The following is a 17,361-nucleotide window of genomic DNA, read 5'->3' as shown; positions in this document are numbered from 1 at the left end:
GTTTCCTACAGGTGGGCGTAGACGTCGTCGAGGGTGATGTCGCAGGCCTTCATGAGCACCTGCAGGTGGTAGAGCAGCTGGCTGATCTCCTCGGCCGCACGGTCCTTGCCCTCGTGCTCGGCGGCCATCCACACCTCGGCGGCCTCCTCGACGATCTTCTTGCCGATGGCGTGCACGCCAGCGTCCACGGCTGCGACCGTGCCCGAGCCCTCCGGCCGGGTCGCCACCTTCTCCGTCAGCTCGGCGTAAAGCTCATCGAACGTCTTCACGGGACAAGGGTACGGGGCGCCAGGGAGGCCAGGGTCACCGCCGTGGCCACTGCGGCCATGGCCGCCTCGTGCCCCTTGTCCTCCGAGGAGCCGGGCAGCCCTGCGCGGTCGAGGGCCTGCTGCTCGTCGTCGCAGGTGAGCACGCCGAAGCCGACGGGCACGCCGGTGCGGGTGCTCACGTCGGTCAGCCCGTGCGTGACGCCCGAGCAGACGTAGTCGAAGTGCGGTGTGCCACCACGGATCACGACACCGAGCGCGACGAGCGCGTCGTGTGTGGGTGCGAGACGCGCGCACGCGACGCTCAGCTCGACCGTGCCGGGCACCCGCACGAGCGTGACGTCGGTGACGCCGGACTCCTGCAGCGCCCGCTGGGCCCCGTTGACGAGGCCGTCCATGACGACGGTGTGCCACGACGCGGCGACGACGGCCACCCGCAGGCCGGTGCCGTCCGCGGTCACGACCGGGGCTCCCCTGCCGCTCACGCCGTGGCCCCGGAGTCGTGGGCGCCGAGGATGAGGTCGTGGCCCATCCGGTCGCGCTTGGTGCGCAGGTAGGTCGCGTTGCTGGCGACCGGCGCGATGCTGATCCGCTCGACCGCCGCCACCTCGATCCCGTGCTCTCGCATGGCGTTCACCTTCACCGGGTTGTTGGTGAGCAGGCGCACCGCGTGGATGCCCAGCTCGGTGAGGATGGCGGCCCCGGCCGCGTACTCGCGGGCGTCGACGGGCAGGCCCAGCTCGACCTGGGCGTCGATGGTGTCGAGACCGGCGTCCTGGAGGGCGTAGGCCTGGAGCTTGGCGAGCAGCCCCACCCCGCGCCCCTCGTGGCCGCGCAGGTAGACCACCACACCGCCCTCCGCGGCCACCCGCTGCAGGGCTCGCTGCAGCTGGGGCCCGCAGTCACAACGCTGCGAGCCGAGCATGTCGCCGGTGAGGCACTCGGAGTGCAGCCGCACCAGCGGAGCCTTGCCGCCGAGCCCGCGCGGGCTGACCAGCGCAAGGTGTTCGTCGCCCGTGATGACGTCACGGAAACCGGTCACGGTGAAGGTCCCGTGCTCGGTCGGCAGCACCGTCTCGGCCAGCCGCTGCACCCTGTCGTGCCGCTGCCGCCAGGCCGCGAGCTGCTCGATGGTGATGACCGGCAGGTCGTGCTCCTCGCCGAGGGCGAGCACCCCCGGGAGGCGCATCATCGTGCCGTCGTCGTTGACCAGCTCGCCGATGGCCCCGACCGGAGCCAGTCCCGCGAGCCGGCAGAGGTCGACGGTGGCCTCGGTGTGCCCGGGGCGCACCAGCACGCCGCCCTCCCTGGCACGCAGGGGCACGACGTGGCCGGGACGGGTCAGGCTGTCGGCCGTGGACGCCGGGTCGGCGAGGGTGCGCACGGTGTGGGCTCGGTCGGCCGCGGAGATGCCGGTGGTGACGCCCTCGGCCGCGTCGACCGTCACGGTGTAGGCGGTGCGCAGCGGGTCGCGGTTGTCGGGCACCATCAGCGGCAGGTCGAGCCGGTCGGCCACGTCGTCGGTCATCGGCGCGCAGATGTAGCCGGAGGTGTGCCGGATGGTCCACGCCATCCACTCGGCCGTGACGGTCTCGGCGGCGAGGACGACGTCGCCCTCGTTCTCGCGGTCCTCGTCGTCGGTGACGAGCACGGGCCGCCCCGACCGCAGGGCGGCCAGTGCCTCCTCGACGGTCGCCAGCCTGCTCATGCGCGTGCCCCCTCGAGCTCGGGGGCTGCGGCGCCCTCGACCCGCGAGGCGCGCAGCCAGACGAAGAACCCGTAGACGACCAGGACGCCGTAGACGATGAAGAGGATCGCCGTCGGGTAGTAGCCGGAGTGCCACAACAGCGGGACACCGACGAGGTCGACCGCGATCCACGCGAGCCAGAACTCGTTCCAGCCGCGCGCCATCGCGTAGGTCGCCAGCATCGAGCCGACGAAGATCCACGCGTCGCACCAGTAGTACCAGCGTGGCGCCGGCCACCCCGCACCCACGACCGAGAAGACCCACTGCAGCACCACCACACCGCCCGCGGCGGCCAGGAGGTATGCCGTCCGCTCGCGGGGCGTGGCCCAGCGGGGCGTGATCGCGTGGCCGCTCGCGTCGTGCCGGGCCCTCTTCTGCTCGCTCCACCGCCACCAGCCGTAGACGCTGGTGATGATGAAGAACACCTGGCGTCCGGCCTGGCCGAACAGCGGCTGCTGGGCTTGCGCGTCGAACGTGGCCGCGATGAACACGGTGAAGAGCAGCACGTTCCCGACGATGCCGACCGGCCACGCCCAGACCCGGCGACGCAGGCCCCCGATGGCCGAGGCGAACCCGAAGCCGTTGCCGATGATCTCCCGCCAGGCGATGTCGTGACCGGCGATGGTCACGTGCGCCTCGTAGAGCCACTCGAGGATGTTCATGCGGGGTCCTTCGCTGTGGGGGCCGTGGTGGAGGCAGTGGACGTGGACGGTGAGGTGGACGTGGGGGTCCCGGGGCTCGTGGTCGCGGTGAGCAGGCGCTCGACGTACTTGGCCAGGACGTCGACCTCGAGGTTGACGAGGTCGCCGACGCCCTTGCGGCCCAGCGTCGTCAGGTCGAGCGTGGTGGGGATGAGCGAGACGGTGAACGAATCGTCGTCGACCGAGGCGACGGTCAGGCTCACGCCGTCGACCGTGATCGAGCCCTTCTCCACGACGTAGCGCGCGAGGTCGTCCGGGAGGCTGAACCGCACCACCTCCCAGCGGTCACCGGGCACGCGTTCGACGACCTCGGCCGTGCCGTCGACGTGGCCCTGGACGACGTGTCCGCCGAACCGGCTGCTGGCCGCCATGGCCCGCTCGAGGTTGACACGGTCGCCCGGGCGCAGCGCCCCCAGGCTGGAACGGCGCAGCGTCTCGGCCATGACGTCGACCGTGAACTCGCCGGCACGGTGCTCGACGACGGTCAGGCACACCCCGTTGACGGCGATCGAGGCGCCGTGGACGGCGTCGCTGGTGACCAGCGGTCCGCGCAGGGTCATCCGGGCCGAGTCCGCGCCGGGCTCGATCGCGGCCACCTCGCCGAGCTCCTCGACGATGCCGGTGAACATCAGTGCTCCTCCTTCGCGGAAGCGTCGTGCAGGTCGGCGGTGATGCGCACGTCGTCACCGATCAGGGTGATGTCGGTGGGACGCAGCCGCAGGGCGGCGTCGATGGTGGTGATGCCGAGGTCGGTCACGGCCTGCCGACCCCGGCCGAGCAGCACCGGCGCCACGTAGGCGACGACCTCGTCGACGAGACCGGCGCTGAGGAAGGCGGCGGCGACCGTGGGGCCGCCCTCGAGCCAGAGCCGGTGCACCTCGGCGTCGGCCAGGGCCCCCAGCACGGCCTTGGGGTCCCGGGTGCGCAGCAGCCACGTGGGCGCCGCGTCGTCGAGAACCCTTGCGCCCGCGGGCAGCTCCCGCTCCCCCATCACCACGCGCATCGGCTGGCGCGGGTAGAGGCTGCCGTCGGGGCGCCGGGCGGTCAGCTGCGGGTCGTCGACGAGCGCGGTGCCGGTGCCGACCAGGATGGCGCCGCACTCCGCGCGCAGCCGGTGCACGTCGGCACGGGCGGCCTCGCCGGTGATCCACTGGCTCGTGCCGTCGGCGGCGGCGCTGCGGCCGTCGAGGGTGGCCGCCAGCTTCCAGGTGACCCAGGGGCGGCCGGTCGTGACGAGGTGGGTCCAGGAGCGGTTCAGCGCGTGCGCCTGCTCGGCCAGCACTCCTCCTTCGACGGTCACTCCCCTGCCCCGCAGCACGTCGGCGCCACCAGCAGCCCGGGGGTTGGGGTCGGACTGGGCATGGACGACGCGGGCCAGCCCCGCGGCATACAGCGCCGTGCTGCACGGCTGCGTGCGGCCGGTGTGGTTGCACGGCTCGAGGGTCACGTAGGCGGTGCCGCCACGGGCGCGCTCACCGGCGTGGCCCAGCGCGTCGACTTCTGCGTGGGCCGTGCCGGCCCCGCGGTGCCAGCCCTCGCCGACCACCTCACCGTCGACGTCCGTGACGACGCAGCCGACGCGGGGGTTGGCGTCAGCAGCCGGTCCCCGCGCAGCCAGCTCGAGGGCACGGCGCATGTGGGCGAGGTCGGTTGCCTGCGCGGCGGTCGTCTCCATGGTCCTTCCCTGTGGCTCCAGACGATCGTGGTCGTCGAGCTCCGGGGGGACGTGCAGGAGGGCGAGGGCGGCGCGCTCGAGGCGACGGATGTCGACCCCGAGACCCACCGGTCCCGCTGTCAGCGCGTGCTGCCTCCCATCCGGACTTTCACCGTCGGTCCTGGAGTTCCACCAGGTCAACCGGCCGCTGGCTGCGGTCGGGTCGCGGACTGTCACCGCCGGTTCGGAATTGCACCGACCCCGGAGCACGTACCGCCAGTATGGCACCGGTGCTGGGGCAGGTCGCGGTCACGTCCGGGTGATGGTCCTCACGCGAGGCCCCGCTCGCGTCAGTGCCGGTGCTTCTCCGCGAGCCGGCGCAGCTCGTCGACCGCGCCTGCCGCGTCGTCGGCGCCGTAGACGGCCGAGCCGGCGACGAACACGTCTGCCCCCGCCTCGGCGCACTGCTCGATGGTCGACGCGGACACACCCCCGTCCACCTGCACCCAGATCTCGCCGCCGTGGCGCCGGACGGCCTCGCGCACCTGCGCCACCTTCGGCATCTGGTCGGCCATGAACGACTGCCCGCCGAAGCCCGGCTCGACGGTCATGACGAGCACCATGTCGAGTTCGGGCAGCAGCTCCTCGTAGGGCGCGAACGGCGTGCCGGGCTTGACCGCCATGCCCGCCCGGGCACCGGCCGTCCGCAGGTCACGGGCGACCTGGCGGGGGTCGGCGGCAGCCTCGACGTGGAAGGTGACCGACGTGCCCCCGGCCTCGGCGTACTGCGGCGCCCAGCGGTCCGGGTCGTCGATCATGAGGTGGCAGTCGAGCGGGATGGGGCTGACCCTGGCGAGCGCCTCGACGACGGGCAGGCCCAGGGTCAGGTTCGGCACGAAGTGGCCGTCCATGACGTCGACGTGGGCCCAGTCGGCGTTGCTGATCCGCTTCAGCTCCGCCTCGAGGTTGGCGAAGTCGGCGGACAGGATGCTCGGGGAGATCTGCACGTGCTCACCCTAACGGCTGGTTTTGGGCCGTTTCGACGACGAGGGAGCGCTGTCGTCATGCACGATCTCGGGCGTGCTGTGGCTGATCTCGGGACTGGTGGCGATCTGGGTGCTCAGCCATGCGCTGGTGACGACCTCGCGCGACCGGCGGATCGTCAACTCGTTGAACTCCCTTGCGGCAGAGGGCCGCCACGCCGAAGTGCTCGACCACCCGCTGCCCTCGCGAGTGAACCGGCCGGCCGTGCGGGTGCTCCAGGCGGCCAGTGCGGTCCAGACCGGTCGGTATGCCGTGGCGCTGGCGCTGCTGCACCGCCTCGACCCGCGGGTCCGCGGCTCGGACCCCCAGGCGCCGATGCTCATGCGGGCGGCGGCGCTGGTCGGGCTCGGGCGGTACCTCGAAGCGGCCACCATGCTGGGCGACCGCCCCGTGCCGGGCGCCGTGAGGCGACTGCGGGCTGCTGTGGCGGTCGAGCTCGGCGACGACGCGCTCGCCGAGGAGCTGCTGGGCGGGCCACACCTCGACCTGCTCGAGGAGTCCGGACGGCTGCGGCTGCTCGGCGACTTCCGGATGCGCCGGGGGCGGCTGCAGGAGGCCGCGGAGCTGGTGACCCAGAGCGCGGCCCTGAACGCCCGCCTGGACATTCCCGGTGCCGACGTCGACGGCGCCTACTGCCAGGTGCTGCTCGGCAAGATCGCGCTGCGCGCCGGGGACGTCGTGCGGGCGGTGGCCCTGACCACACAGGGCCTGGCTGCCATGGAGCAACGCCCGGACAACGCCCCCGGCCTGGCCGAGGCCCACGCCGTCGCCGCCCAGGCCGTGGCTGCCTCCGGCGACGCGGCGGGCGCCCAGCAGCACCTGCGCGCGGCCCACCATCATGCTTCGTCCTGCGGCTCCCCCGCCCTCGACGCCGAGCTGGCCCACGCCACTGCGCAGGTGTCGCTCCACCTGTGCCAGCCGGCGGAGGCTCGGCGCTGGCTGCAGGAGGCACTGCGACGTCGGCTGGACCTCGGCGAGAAGCCGGCTGCCGACGAGATCCGCGACGCCCTGGCAGCACTGGAGGTCGAGGGGGTCCGCGAGGCTGACGCTGCCCTCGACTCCTGAGCGCCGGGGAAGCCTCAGCCCAGCGCCTGCTCGAGGTCGGCCTGCAGGTCGGCAGCGTCCTCGAGCCCGATGGACAGGCGCAGGACGTCGGCCGACGGCCGGGCCTCGGGCGCCACGGGCCGGTGGGTCAGCGCGGCCGGGTGCTGGATGAGCGAGTCGACCCCGCCGAGCGAGACCGCATGGGTGAACAGGCGCACCCGCTCGGCCACCCGCGCCGCCTGCTCGTAGCCGCCGGCGACCTGGATGGCCACCATCGCTCCCGGGCCGCGCATCTGGCGTCCCACCAGTCCCATGGGGTCACCCTCGGGCGTGCCCGGGTAGAACACCCGGCGCACTGCGGGGTGCGCCGACAGCCAGGCCGCCATCTTCTCGGCCGACGCCTGCTGCGACCGCACGCGGACGGGCAGGGTGGGCAGGCCACGGTGGAGCAGGTAGGCGGCCATCGGGTGCAGGATGCCGCCGGTCACGGCACGGACCCGGCGCAGGGCCGCAGCCCAGTCGGCATCGCCGGCGACGATGCCGCCGACCGCGTCACCGTGCCCGCCGAGGTACTTCGTGGCGCTGTGCAGCACCAGCGAGGCGCCCTGGTCGGCGGGGTTCTGGAGCACGGGCGTGGCGAAGGTGTTGTCGACGAGCACCGGGCGACCTTGGGCCGCCTCGACCACGGCCGCGACGTCCACCAGCTCGAGAGTGGGGTTGGCCGGGGTCTCGACCACCACGAGGCAGGTCTGGGGTCGCAGCGCCGCGGCGACGCCGAACGGGCTGCAGAACGTCGTCTCGACGCCGAGCAGCCCCGACGCCAGCAGGTGGTCGGTGCCGCCGTAGAGCGGACGGACAGCGACCACGTGGCCCACCGCTGCGCCGCTCTCCTCGCGTGAACGGACTGCGGCAGCCAGCACGGTCGCGGTGACCGCCGCCATCCCCGACGAGAACGCGACCGCCTCCTCCATCCGCTCCAGCGACGCCAGCGCGGACTCGAAGCGGGCCACCGTGGGGTTCCACAGGCGGGCGTAGACGTTGCCGCCCTCGGTGGGGTGCCCTCCCGTGGCCATCGCCTCGTAGGACCCTCCGCCGCAGTCCACCCCCGGCAACGGGTTCGTCGACGACAGGTCGAGCGGTGGTGCATGGACCCCCAGGGTCACGAGGTCGTCGCGGCCGGCGTGCACCGCGAGGGAGTCGAGCGTCAGGTCGTGTGCTAGGTCCGGGGCCCCATTGCCCCGCAGGCTGCTCATGGCCGCAGGCTCGCGGATTCCGCGACTGGTCTCAACCGGCACCGAAGAACCCGAGGACCATCCGCACGATCCTGCGGCTTCCTGCACAATCGACGGGTGGCCACCCCGTCGTCGCCGAAGAAACCGCGCACTGGCGCTCTCGACCGCACCGACCTGCGCATCCTCGCCGAGCTCGAGGAGAACGGCCGGCTGACCAACGCCGCCCTCGCGAGCCGCGTCGGCATCGCGGAGTCGACCTGCGTCCAGCGGGTCCGCGCCCTGCGCGAGGCCGGCGTCATCACCCGCTTCCGGGCGGAGGTCGACCCCGCCGCGCTCGGGCTCGGCATCCAGGCGGTCATCAAGGTGCGGCTCGGCAGCCACAGCCGCGACCACGTGAAGAGCTTCCACGCGACACTGGCCGACATCCCCGGGGCGCTGACGATTTTCCACGTCGCGGGCGAGGACGACTACCTCGTGCACGTGGCCGTCGAGTCCGCGGCGGCCCTGCGCGACCTCGTGCTCGAGCACATCACCGTGCACCCCGCCGTGCGCCACACCGAGACCCAGCTGGTGTTCGAGGTCATTCCCGGCGCCGGCGTCCTACCCCGTCACTGAAGGGCGCTTGCGCGCCACCGCCCCGACACCAGCGCCCTTCGGGTCAGCGCTTGCGCAGCAGGGTGAGGAACATCCCGTCGGTGCCGTGCAGGTGCGGCCATATCTGGGCGGTGGGCCCGTCTCCAAGGTGGTCCAGGGGCGTGCCGGACGCATCGACGAGGAAGGGTCGGGCGTCGATCGGCTCCACGTCGTCGCGGCGCTTGAGCACGTCGGAGACGACGAACTGCGTCTCGGCCAGGTGCGGGCTGCACGTGGCGTAGGCGACCACCCCGCCGGGTGCGGTGGCGTCGATGGCCGAGGCCAGCAGCTCGCGCTGCAGCCGGCCGAGCTCAGGCAGGTCGGCGGGGGTGCGGCGCCAGCGAGCCTCGGGCCGCCGGCGCAGGGCCCCCAGACCGGTGCAGGGGGCGTCGACCAGCACCCGCTGGTAGCGGCCGGGCTCGGCCTCCCCCACGTCGCGCCCGTCGCCGGTGCGCACCTCGAGCCGCCTGCCCTGCTCCCGGGCACGCGTCGCCGCCGCCCGCAGGGTCTGTCGCACCAGGTCGGCCCGGTGTGGGCTCACCTCGTTCGCGGTGAGGTCGGCGCCGGCCCCGAGGGCAAGGGCGGCCAGCAACCCCGCCTTGCCGCCGGGTCCGGCACACAGGTCCAGCCACTCCTCGGTGCCGGCCGACTCGACCGGAACCGCGGCCAGCGCGAGGGAGAGCAGCTGTGAGCCTTCGTCCTGCACCGCGGCGCGCCCCTCGCGCACCGCCGGTATGCCGCCCGGGTCGCCGCTGCCGAGCACCGCACCGACCGGTGAGAGGGGCGAGCGCTCCGCGCCGGCCTCGACGAGCTCGTCGACGTCGGCGAGGCCCGGGCGGGCCACCAGCGAGACCCGGGGGGCGGCGTTGTCGCTGGCGAGCAGGGCGGCCAGGTCGGCATCCACCGACTCGGCCGTCGAGGTGTGGTGGCCGAGCAGCGCCGCGCGCATCGCCTTGACGACCCACTCCGGGTGCGACTGCTCGACGGCCAGCCGGGCGGTCGGCGTCGCCTCCGGCGGCACGACCGCGGCCAGCCACTCGGCGAGGCTGCGCTCGCTGATCCGTCGCATGACGGCGTTGACGAACCCGGCGGCGCCGGCGCCGTTGACCTTGCGGGCCAGGCCGACGGTCTCGTCCACCGCCGCGTGGGCGGGCACCCGCATGCCCAGCAGCTGGTGGGCGCCGAGGCGAAGGGTGTCGAGCACGTTCGCGTCGACCTTCGCCAGGGGACGCCCCGCTGCGGCGGCGATGATCGGGTCGTAGAGGCCCTGGAGGCGGATGGCCCCGTAGAGCAGCTCCGTGGTGAAGGCTGCGTCGCGGCCGGTGATCCGCTTCTCCCGCAGCACTCTCGGGAGCTCGAGGTTGGCGTAGGCGCCCTCGGCGACGGCGCGCATGACGGTGTAGGCGGCCAGCCGCTGCGGGTCGGTCGTCCGTGACCGCTCGCTGGGTTTCTGGGCCGAGTAGCGCCGTGGGGGTCCCCCGCGACCACCGGGCCGTCCGCCCGACCGGCCGCCGCTGCGGCGGGACTGCTCACTCATCGTCGAACCTCTCGCCCGTCTGGATGCGCACGCCGCGGGCCCAGTCCGCCGCGGGCATGGCCTTCTTGCCGTGGGGTCGTACCTCGCCCAGCACGACGGCCCCCGAGGCGGCGCCCACCGCCACGGCGCGCTTGGTGACGTGGAGCTCGCCGGGCGCGAGTCCGACCGGGACATCCGCCTCGTGCGAGCCCCCCACCGGGGCAACGGGGCCGAGCTTCAGGCGCTCTCCCCGGAAGAGCGTCCACGCACCGGGTGCGGGGGTGCAGCCGCGCACCAGCCGGTCGACGGCGGTCGCCGGCTTCGACCACCGGACCCGCGCGTCGTCGACCTCGATCTTCGGCGCCAGCGAGACGCCCTCGCCGGGCTGGGGCCGAGGCACCAGGGTGCCGTCCTCGATGCCGTCGAGCGTGGCCACCAGCAGCCCCGCGCCGGCCTCGGCGAGGCGGCCCAGCAGCTCTCCGGCGGTGTCCCTCGGCCGGATGGTCTCGGTCATCACGCCGAAGACCGGACCGGTGTCGAGACCCTTCTCGAGCAGGAAGGTGGACGCGCCGGTGACCTCGTCGCCGGCCATGATGGCGTGCTGGACCGGGGCCGCCCCGCGCCAGGCGGGCAGCAGCGAGAAGTGCAGGTTCACCCAGCCGTGGCGGGGGATCTCCAGCGCCGACGGGGGCACGAGGGCGCCGTAGGCGACGACGGGGCAGGCGTCCGGAGCCAGCTCCCGCAACCGCTCCTGGAACTCCGGCTCCGACGGCTTCGTGGGCGTGAGCACCTCGAGGCCGGCCTCCTCCGCGCGCTGTCGCACCGGTGACGGCACCAGGGACCGGCCGCGTCCGGCGCGGGCGTCCGCGCGGGTGACGACGCCCACCACCTCGTGGCGGGACTCGAGCAGGGCGTCGAGCGACGGCAGGGCGACCTCGGGGGTGCCGGCGAAGACCAGCCGCATCGTCACATGCCCCGGCCGAAGGTGCTGTGCGGGCTGACCTTCACGGTGGGTCGCGGCTGCCCGGCCCACTCCGCCTCCCGCACGGCCTTCATGGCGAGCTTGCGCTGCTCGCGGTCGAGCCGGTCGATGAAGAGGACCCCGTCGAGGTGGTCGGTCTCGTGCTGGATCGCGCGGGCGAGCAGCTCGGACCCCTCGATGAGCACGGGCTCCCCGAACTGGTTGAAGCCCTTGGCGACCACGCGCAGCGCGCGAGGGGTGTCGAACTGGAGCCCGGGGAAGGACAGGCACCCCTCAGGACCCTCCTGCAGCTCGCTGGACAGGTCGAGGTCGGGGTTGACCAGGTGGCCGAGCTCCCCGTCGACCCAGTAGGTGAAGACCCGCAGGCCGACGCCGATCTGCGGGGCCGCGAGGCCGGCGCCGGGGGCGTCGACCATGGTGTCGGTCAGGTCCCGGACGAGCTGGCGCAGCTCCTTGTCGAAGTCGACGACGGGCTCAGCCGGGGTGCGCAGCACCGGGTCGCCGAAGAGGCGGATGTTCTGGATCGACACGCGGCCAGTCTAGGTGGGCCGGTCAGGAGCCGATGTCCGGCGGGTCGACCCGCACGGCCACGGTGACGGCCTCCTTGTGGGCGCTGCGGATGCCGCGCAGCGCGGCCAGGGCAGCGGTCAGCTCGACTCCCGACTCCAGCGGCACGCGCAGCAGGTCACGCTGTGCCTCGTCCCCCGCCGGCAGCGGCCCGAGCACCTCGGCCTCGGCCGGCAGCCCCAGCGCCCGCAGCGACTCCACCGCCTCCTCGAGCACCCGACGCGGGGCGACGAGGGAGGCCATGCGCACGGTGGGCGGCAGCCGAAGCTCGCGCCGCTCGCCCAGCTCGCGCTCGGCGAACCACGCCGGGGCCCAGCGCACCAGCGCCTCGACCGCGGGCAGCGCCGTGTGGGTGGGCGCGCCGCACAGCACGGCGACACCACCCTCGCCGGAGCCGTGCCCCAGCGCGGCGGCACCCAGCCAGCGGCGGACCGCCTCCTCTCCCGCCGTGAGCACCGGGCGGTCGAGCGAGGCCCAGGCGTCGAGCAGGAGGACGGCGGCGTACCCGCCCTCGGCCACCGGCTCCGCTCCCGGGGTGGCGATCACCAGGCTCGGTGTCGCCGCGACCCGGTGCAGCACCTCCCCCGAGCCCGAGGTGTGCACGGGCACGCCCGGGAAGGCGCGGCCGAGCTCCTCGGCCGTGCGCCGGGCTCCCACCACCGAGGACCTCAGTGCGTGCCCTCCGCACCGGGCGCACGCCAACCCGGCCGCCCCCCGGCCGCACCAGCGGCAGGCCGGCGCGGCCCCGGGCGCGGGCAGCGCGATGGGCCCGTGGCACTGGGGGCAGCGGGCAGGGGCACGACAGGTCTGGCAGGACATCGACGGCAGGTAGCCCCGGCGCGGGACCTGCACCAGCACGGGGCCGCGGGCCAGCGCCTCCTTCGCCGTGCGCCACGCCACTGAGGGCAGGTGCGCGCTGGCGGCCGCCGGGTCCCGCTCGAGCTCGGCGCCCTCACCGGCGACGCGCACGTGCGGCGCGGCCCGGCGGACCTCGGGCGCCGGGGCCTCGAGCGGCTTGACCGCGCCGCTCTCCACCCAGGACTGCACGGCCGTGGTGCGCGCGAACCCCGCCGACAGCAGGGCCGCCCGCTCGATCCTGGCGCGGGTCGCCAGCACCTCGCGCACGTGCGGGTAGGGGGCCCGCGGCTCCTCGTGCAGGTCGTCGCCGTCGTCCCACCAGGCGGCCAGGCCGAGGTCACGAACCGGCGCGAAGGCTGCCGAACGGGTGCCGACCACCACCTGCACGTGGCCACGGAGCACCTTGAGCCAGGCGGTGTACCGCGCCTGCGGCCCCTGGTCGGCCGTCAGCCGGACATGCCGGCCGGGTCCGAGGGCATCGGTGAGGGCTGCGTCGACCCGGGACACGTCGCGGTGGTCCGGGACCACGATGACCGACCCCCGACCGCCGGCCAGTGCGGCCCGGGCTGCCTCGGCCAGCGCGGCCGGCCAGTCGGCTGAGGGAGTGGTCGACGGCAGGGCCAGCCACGAGGCCGCCGGGTCTCCCCCGCCCTCGAGGTGGGCGAGGAAGTGCCGTCCGGCGGGATACCTCTCCCACGCCGACGGCTCGGGCGCGGCCGGCAGCCCGCCCTGCTCGGACGGCTCGACGGGCAGGGCCTTCTCTGCTGCGGCATGGCGCGGTGGGATGGCGAGCCGCAGCACGTCACCCAGCGTCCCGGCATACCGCTCCGCGGTGGCGCGCGCGACGGCCAGCACGGGCGGGACGAGGACGGGCTCGGGCGAGACCACCCTGCGCAGCGGCGCGAGGCGGCCCCCGTGCTCGGCCTCCGCCCTGCGTTCGAGGACGAAGCCGTCGAGGTCCTGGCCCGCGAACCGCACCTTGACCCGCACCCCCGGCTGGGCCGTCTCGGCGAGCGACTCCGGCACGGAGTACTCGAAGGGGCGGTCGAGGTGCGCCAACCCGGTGTCGACCTGCACCGAGGCGACCGGCAGGTGTGCTGCGGTCGCCTCGGTCGCGGTCGTGCGACGGGGCTTGCGGGGCAGGCCGGAGCGGATCAGCTCGAGCTGGCCCGTCGTCTCCTGCCCGCGGATGTCACCCACGCCGTGAACCTAGCGGGGAGCGCCGACGCTCAGTCCTTGGCTGCCTTCTGGAGCGCGTCGACGCGGTTGGTCCGCTCCCAGGTGAAGGCGTTGGTGACGCCGTCGGCGTGGGTGCGGCCGAAGTGGCCGTAGGCCGCGGTCGGCTTGTAGATCGGGCGCAGCAGGTCGAGGTCCTCGACGATCGCGAGCGGGCGCAGGTCGAAGACCGACGAGATGGCGCCCTGGATCTTGTCGACCGGCACGCTCTCGGTGCCGAAGGTCTCGACGTACAGCCCCACCGGCTGGGCCTTGCCGATGGCGTAGGCGACCTGCACCTCGCAGCGACGAGCGAGGCCCGCGGCGACGACGTTCTTGGCAACCCAGCGCATGGCGTAGGCGGCCGAGCGGTCGACCTTCGAGGGGTCCTTGCCCGAGAAGGCGCCGCCACCGTGGCGAGCCATGCCGCCGTAGGTGTCGACGATGATCTTGCGTCCGGTGAGGCCGGCGTCGCCCATCGGCCCACCGATCTCGAAGCGACCGGTCGGGTTGATCAGGGTGCGGTACTTCGAGACGTCCAGGTCGGTGCCGTGGTCGGCGAGCTCCTCGAGCACCGGGCGGATGACGTGGTGCTCGATGTCGGGCGTGAGCAGGTCGTCGAGCGAGACGTCGGCGGCGTGCTGGGTCGACAGGACCACCGTGTCGAGGCGCACCGCGCGGTCACCGTCGTACTCGATGGTGACCTGGGTCTTGCCGTCGGGCCGCAGGTAGGGAACCTCCCCGGCCTTGCGGACCGCGGTGAGGCGCTCGGAGAGCCGGTGCGCGAGGAAGATCGGCAGCGGCATCAGCTCGGGGGTGTCCTCGCAGGCGTAGCCGAACATCAGTCCCTGGTCGCCGGCGCCCTGCTTGTCGAGCGGGTCGTAGCCGCCGGTGCGGTTCTCGTAGGCGGTGTCGACGCCCTGGGCGATGTCGGGGCTCTGCTGGCCGATGGAGACCTCGACCCCGCAGGACTCGCCGTCGAAGCCCTTCGTGGAGGAGTCGTAGCCGATGGCCAGGACCGTGTCGCGCACGATCCGCGGGATCTCGACGTAGGCCTCGGTCGTGACCTCGCCGGCGACGTGCACGAGCCCGGTGGTCACCATGGTCTCGACTGCCACGCGGCTGCCGGGGTCCTGCTCGAGCATGGCGTCGAGGATCGCGTCGGAGATCTGGTCGCAGATCTTGTCGGGGTGTCCCTCGGTGACGGACTCGGACGTGAACAGGCGTGCGGACACCCGGGCATCTCCTTCGTGGCAGCGGCTGCTGGCTTCCTGGGCGCGGGCAGTGGCCGCGCAGGCACCGGCGAGTCTAGCCCCGCCTACAGGATCTGCTGCACGGCGTCCCACACCGCGGCCGCGATCTCCTGCTTGGACGCGGGCCCGGCGTCGACGACGTGCGAGGACCCCTGGCGCAGGATGTGCACCGTGTTGTGGTCCTGGCCGAAGGTCCTGTCCTCCCCGACCTCGTTGACCACGAGCAGGTCACAGCCCTTGCGGGCCAGCTTCGCCCGTCCGTGGTCGAGGACGGAGCCGTCGGCGTCGCCGGTCTCGGCCGCGAACCCGACGATGACCGGCGAGGCCTGGTCGCCCCTGGCGGCGACGAGACCGGCGAGGATGTCGGGGTTGCGCACCAGCTCGATCGTGGGGGCCGCCTCCGGCGCCGCGGGGTCGTGCGACTTCTTGATCTTGGACGCCGCGTACTCGGCCGGGCGGAAGTCGGCCACCGCCGCCGCCATGATGACGACGTCCGCCTCGTCGGCAGCCTCCGACACCGCCTGCTGCAGCTCCAACGCGGTCTGCACGGGCACGACCCGCACCCCCGCGGGCGGCGCCAGCGAGGTGTTGGCCGCCACCAGGGTCACGTCGGCGCCCCGTGCGGCGGCCACGGTCGCGAGGGCGTAGCCCTGCTTCCCCGAGGAGCGGTTGCCCAGGAAGCGCACCGGGTCGAGCGGCTCCCGGGTGCCGCCCGCCGACACGACGACGTGGCGACCGGCGAGGGGCAGCGCCGCCTCGGCGGCGTCCTCGGGTATGCCGCCGGGCTGGGTTCCCGGCCCATCAGGCCGGAAGTGGCGGTGGGCGAGCATGCGCTCGCACACGGCATACAGCTCCTCCGGCTCGGGCAGGCGGCCCGGACCGGTGTCGGCCCCGGTGAGGCGCCCGGAGGCGGGAGGGATCACGTGCACGCCCCGCTCGCTGAGCGTCGCCACGTTGGCCTGGGTGGCGGCGTGCTCCCACATCTCGGTGTGCATCGCCGGCGCCATGACCACCGGGCAGCGGGCGGTCAACAGCGTGGTGGTGAGCAGGTCGTCGGCCATGCCCGCAGCGGCCTTCGCGAGGAGGTCGGCGGTGGCGGGAGCCACGACGACGAGGTCGGCCTGCTGCCCGAGCCGGACGTGCGGCACCTCGTGGACCGACGTCCACACGTCGGTCTGCACCGGCCTGCCGGACAGCGCCGCCCAGGTGGGGGCGCCAACGAACTGCAGGGCGGAGGCGGTGGGCACGACGGTGACCTCGTGCCCCGCCTCGGTGAACAGACGCAGCAGCGAGCACGCCTTGTAGGCCGCGATGCCCCCGCTGACTCCCAGGACGATGCGCACGCCCGTGTGTCCCCGCCCCCGCAGCCCGGGCGTCAGCCCTCGGTGGGCTCGGAGGTGAGCAGGCCCTGGTTGATCTCGCGCAGCGCGATCGACATCGGCTTCTCGTGGACCTGGGCGTCGACGAGCGGGCCGACGTACTCGAGCAGGCCCTCCTGCAGCTGGGAGTAGTACGCGTTGATCTGGCGGGCCCGCTTGGCCGAGTAGATGACCAGGGCGTACTTGGAGTCCGCCTTCTCGAGGAGGTCGTCGATCGGCGGGTTGGTGATGCCGATGGGGTTGGCGACGGTTCCAGACACGGTGGCTCTCAGTTCTGTCGGATTCAGATGGTCGTTCAGTGGGATCGCATCAATGATACGAGCTGTTCGGCCGCGTGCCGAACTTCGTCGTTGACGATGGTGACGTCGAACTCCGCGGCGGCCTCCAGCTCGCGCCGCGCGGTGGCCAGCCTGGCCTCGCGCTCCTCCTCGTCCTCGGTGCCCCTGCCGACCAGGCGGCGCACCAGCTCGTCCCAGCTCGGTGGGGCGAGGAAGACGAAGTAGGCCTCGGGCATCGCCTCACGCACCTGCCGCGCCCCCTGGAGGTCGATCTCGAGCAGCGCCATGCGCCCCTCGTCCAGCGCCTGCTCAACGGGCCTGCGCGGCGTGCCGTAGCTCGCCCGGCCGTGCACGACGGCCCACTCGAGCAGCTCGCCCGCCTCACGCATGCGCTCGAACTCGTCCTCGTCGACGAAGTGGTAGTGGACTCCGTCGCGCTCGCCCGGCCGGGGCTGCCGGGTGGTCGCGGAGACCGAGAGCCACACCTCGGGGAAGTTCTCGCGGATGTAGGCCGCGATCGTGCCCTTGCCGACTGCGGTCGGCCCGGCGAGGACGACCAGACGGTGGGGGCGGCTCACGCCTGGTCGAAGCGCGAGAGGAGGGCGGTGATCTGGTTCTGACCCAGGCCACGCACGCGCCGGCTCTCGGAGATGCCGACCTCCTCCATGATCTGGCGCGCCCGCACGCGGCCGACGCCCGGCATCGACTCGAGCAGCGCGGAGACCTTCATCTTGCCCACGACGTCGTTGTCCTTGCCGTCGGCAATGACGTCCTTCAGCGAGCCCTGGGCGTACTTGAGCCGGTTCTTCACTGCGGCCCGCTCACGGCGGGCGACCGCTGCCTTTTCCAGGGCTGCTGCCCTTTGCTCGGGGGTCAGCGGGGGAAGGGCCACGGTCAGATCTCCTCCGTCAGGGCGGCGACAGCCGCAGGGCTTGGACTGCCTTGCGACTCTAGCAATGCCGGACGCCCTCGCGCCTCCCGGGGAGCCCCCT

19 protein-coding genes and 1 riboswitch are annotated in these 17,361 nt (G+C 73.6%); of the genes, 2 read left to right on the top strand and 17 right to left on the bottom strand.

What is annotated here, in order from left to right:
- Positions 1 to 5: 5 nt before the first annotated feature.
- The 7 genes from P0Y31_RS05715 to rpe all read right to left on the bottom strand — a co-directional run bounded on the left by P0Y31_RS05715 (position 6) and on the right by rpe (position 5,375).
- Positions 6 to 269 (bottom strand): phosphoribosyl-ATP diphosphatase, encoded by a 264-nt coding sequence (locus P0Y31_RS05715; protein ID WP_275867264.1) that lies wholly within the window; start codon positions 267 to 269, stop codon positions 6 to 8.
- Complete coding sequence (gene ribH, locus P0Y31_RS05710) at positions 266 to 751, bottom strand: 6,7-dimethyl-8-ribityllumazine synthase (protein WP_275867262.1); 486 nt, start codon at positions 749 to 751, stop codon at positions 266 to 268. The genes P0Y31_RS05715 and ribH overlap by 4 nt, the downstream gene beginning before the upstream one ends.
- Complete coding sequence (locus tag P0Y31_RS05705) at positions 748 to 1,974, bottom strand: bifunctional 3,4-dihydroxy-2-butanone-4-phosphate synthase/GTP cyclohydrolase II (protein WP_275867260.1); 1,227 nt, start codon at positions 1,972 to 1,974, stop codon at positions 748 to 750. The genes ribH and P0Y31_RS05705 overlap by 4 nt, the downstream gene beginning before the upstream one ends.
- A complete protein-coding gene (locus P0Y31_RS05700; RefSeq protein ID WP_275808089.1) occupies positions 1,971 to 2,675 on the bottom strand; it encodes a nicotinamide mononucleotide transporter family protein in 705 nt (234 codons plus the stop codon). Before P0Y31_RS05700 ends, P0Y31_RS05705 begins: the two co-directional genes overlap by 4 nt.
- Entirely contained in the window at positions 2,672 to 3,343 is a 672-nt protein-coding gene (locus P0Y31_RS05695; RefSeq protein WP_275867258.1) for a riboflavin synthase, read from the bottom strand. The genes P0Y31_RS05700 and P0Y31_RS05695 overlap by 4 nt, the downstream gene beginning before the upstream one ends.
- Positions 3,343 to 4,389 carry a bifunctional diaminohydroxyphosphoribosylaminopyrimidine deaminase/5-amino-6-(5-phosphoribosylamino)uracil reductase RibD gene (gene ribD / locus P0Y31_RS05690; protein ID WP_345803629.1) on the bottom strand — a complete coding sequence of 349 codons (1,047 nt, stop codon included), beginning with the start codon at positions 4,387 to 4,389 and terminating at the stop codon, positions 3,343 to 3,345. The genes P0Y31_RS05695 and ribD overlap by 1 nt, the downstream gene beginning before the upstream one ends.
- A gap of 123 nt (positions 4,390 to 4,512) precedes the next feature.
- Positions 4,513 to 4,641: riboswitch (FMN riboswitch) on the bottom strand.
- 77 nt (positions 4,642 to 4,718) lie between these two features.
- Positions 4,719 to 5,375 (bottom strand): ribulose-phosphate 3-epimerase, encoded by a 657-nt coding sequence (gene rpe, locus P0Y31_RS05685; RefSeq protein ID WP_275867256.1) that lies wholly within the window; start codon positions 5,373 to 5,375, stop codon positions 4,719 to 4,721.
- A gap of 73 nt (positions 5,376 to 5,448) precedes the next feature.
- Here rpe and P0Y31_RS05680 point away from each other — a divergent pair, with 73 nt between their 5' ends.
- The gene (locus P0Y31_RS05680) at positions 5,449 to 6,477 is read left to right on the top strand and encodes a hypothetical protein (RefSeq protein ID WP_275867254.1); all 1,029 of its coding nucleotides are present in this window, start codon (positions 5,449 to 5,451) and stop codon (positions 6,475 to 6,477) included.
- Positions 6,478 to 6,491: 14 nt separating this feature from the next.
- On the opposite strand, the gene P0Y31_RS05675 is transcribed toward P0Y31_RS05680, so the two are convergent.
- A complete protein-coding gene (locus tag P0Y31_RS05675; RefSeq protein ID WP_275867252.1) occupies positions 6,492 to 7,709 on the bottom strand; it encodes a PLP-dependent transferase in 1,218 nt (405 codons plus the stop codon).
- Positions 7,710 to 7,805: 96 nt separating this feature from the next.
- Here P0Y31_RS05675 and P0Y31_RS05670 point away from each other — a divergent pair, with 96 nt between their 5' ends.
- Positions 7,806 to 8,303 carry an Lrp/AsnC family transcriptional regulator gene (locus P0Y31_RS05670; RefSeq protein ID WP_275867250.1) on the top strand — a complete coding sequence of 166 codons (498 nt, stop codon included), beginning with the start codon at positions 7,806 to 7,808 and terminating at the stop codon, positions 8,301 to 8,303.
- Between the two features lie 43 nt (positions 8,304 to 8,346).
- On the opposite strand, the gene P0Y31_RS05665 is transcribed toward P0Y31_RS05670, so the two are convergent.
- The 9 genes from P0Y31_RS05665 to mihF form a co-directional block, all read right to left on the bottom strand.
- Positions 8,347 to 9,858 (bottom strand): transcription antitermination factor NusB, encoded by a 1,512-nt coding sequence (locus P0Y31_RS05665; protein ID WP_275867248.1) that lies wholly within the window; start codon positions 9,856 to 9,858, stop codon positions 8,347 to 8,349.
- Complete coding sequence (fmt, locus tag P0Y31_RS05660; protein ID WP_275867247.1) at positions 9,851 to 10,801, bottom strand: methionyl-tRNA formyltransferase; 951 nt, start codon at positions 10,799 to 10,801, stop codon at positions 9,851 to 9,853. The genes P0Y31_RS05665 and fmt overlap by 8 nt, the downstream gene beginning before the upstream one ends.
- Positions 10,802 to 10,803: 2 nt before the next feature.
- A complete protein-coding gene (def, locus tag P0Y31_RS05655; protein ID WP_275867245.1) occupies positions 10,804 to 11,349 on the bottom strand; it encodes a peptide deformylase in 546 nt (181 codons plus the stop codon).
- Between the two features lie 22 nt (positions 11,350 to 11,371).
- A complete protein-coding gene (locus P0Y31_RS05650) occupies positions 11,372 to 13,444 on the bottom strand; it encodes a primosomal protein N' (RefSeq protein ID WP_275867243.1) in 2,073 nt (690 codons plus the stop codon).
- A 29-nt stretch (positions 13,445 to 13,473) separates the two neighbouring features.
- Positions 13,474 to 14,694, bottom strand: a complete 1,221-nt coding sequence (gene metK, locus P0Y31_RS05645) for a methionine adenosyltransferase (protein WP_275867241.1) — start codon at positions 14,692 to 14,694, stop codon at positions 13,474 to 13,476.
- An 83-nt stretch (positions 14,695 to 14,777) separates the two neighbouring features.
- Positions 14,778 to 16,055, bottom strand: a complete 1,278-nt coding sequence (locus P0Y31_RS05640) for a bifunctional phosphopantothenoylcysteine decarboxylase/phosphopantothenate synthase (RefSeq protein ID WP_275867239.1) — start codon at positions 16,053 to 16,055, stop codon at positions 14,778 to 14,780.
- Between the two features lie 32 nt (positions 16,056 to 16,087).
- On the bottom strand, positions 16,088 to 16,351 hold the full coding sequence (rpoZ, locus tag P0Y31_RS05635; protein ID WP_275808127.1) for a DNA-directed RNA polymerase subunit omega: 264 nt from the start codon (positions 16,349 to 16,351) through the stop codon (positions 16,088 to 16,090).
- Positions 16,352 to 16,386: 35 nt separating this feature from the next.
- Complete coding sequence (gene gmk, locus P0Y31_RS05630) at positions 16,387 to 16,947, bottom strand: guanylate kinase (RefSeq protein WP_275867237.1); 561 nt, start codon at positions 16,945 to 16,947, stop codon at positions 16,387 to 16,389.
- Positions 16,944 to 17,261: an integration host factor, actinobacterial type gene (gene mihF / locus P0Y31_RS05625; RefSeq protein WP_275808132.1), complete on the bottom strand. Its 318-nt coding sequence runs from the start codon at positions 17,259 to 17,261 to the stop codon at positions 16,944 to 16,946. The genes gmk and mihF overlap by 4 nt, the downstream gene beginning before the upstream one ends.
- Positions 17,262 to 17,361: the final 100 nt, after the last annotated feature.

Source organism: Knoellia sp. 3-2P3 (assembly GCF_029223115.1).
In the GTDB taxonomy this organism is placed as follows: Bacteria; Actinomycetota; Actinomycetes; order Actinomycetales; family Dermatophilaceae; genus Pedococcus_A.
This window is presented reverse-complemented; position numbering and strand designations above follow the sequence as displayed.

What these genes read in the sequence shown, in the direction of transcription:
- P0Y31_RS05700 (WP_275808089.1), bottom strand. Translation starts at nt 2,675, where the DNA reads ATGAACATCCTCGAGTGGCTCTACGAGGCGCACGTGACCATCGCCGGT.
- P0Y31_RS05705 (WP_275867260.1), bottom strand. Translation starts at nt 1,974, where the DNA reads ATGAGCAGGCTGGCGACCGTCGAGGAGGCACTGGCCGCCCTGCGGTCG.
- P0Y31_RS05675 (WP_275867252.1), bottom strand. Translation starts at nt 7,709, where the DNA reads ATGAGCAGCCTGCGGGGCAATGGGGCCCCGGACCTAGCACACGACCTG.
- P0Y31_RS05665 (WP_275867248.1), bottom strand. Translation starts at nt 9,858, where the DNA reads ATGAGTGAGCAGTCCCGCCGCAGCGGCGGCCGGTCGGGCGGACGGCCC.
- fmt (WP_275867247.1), bottom strand. Translation starts at nt 10,801, where the DNA reads ATGCGGCTGGTCTTCGCCGGCACCCCCGAGGTCGCCCTGCCGTCGCTC.
- P0Y31_RS05695 (WP_275867258.1), bottom strand. Translation starts at nt 3,343, where the DNA reads ATGTTCACCGGCATCGTCGAGGAGCTCGGCGAGGTGGCCGCGATCGAG.
- ribD (WP_345803629.1), bottom strand. Translation starts at nt 4,389, where the DNA reads ATGGAGACGACCGCCGCGCAGGCAACCGACCTCGCCCACATGCGCCGT.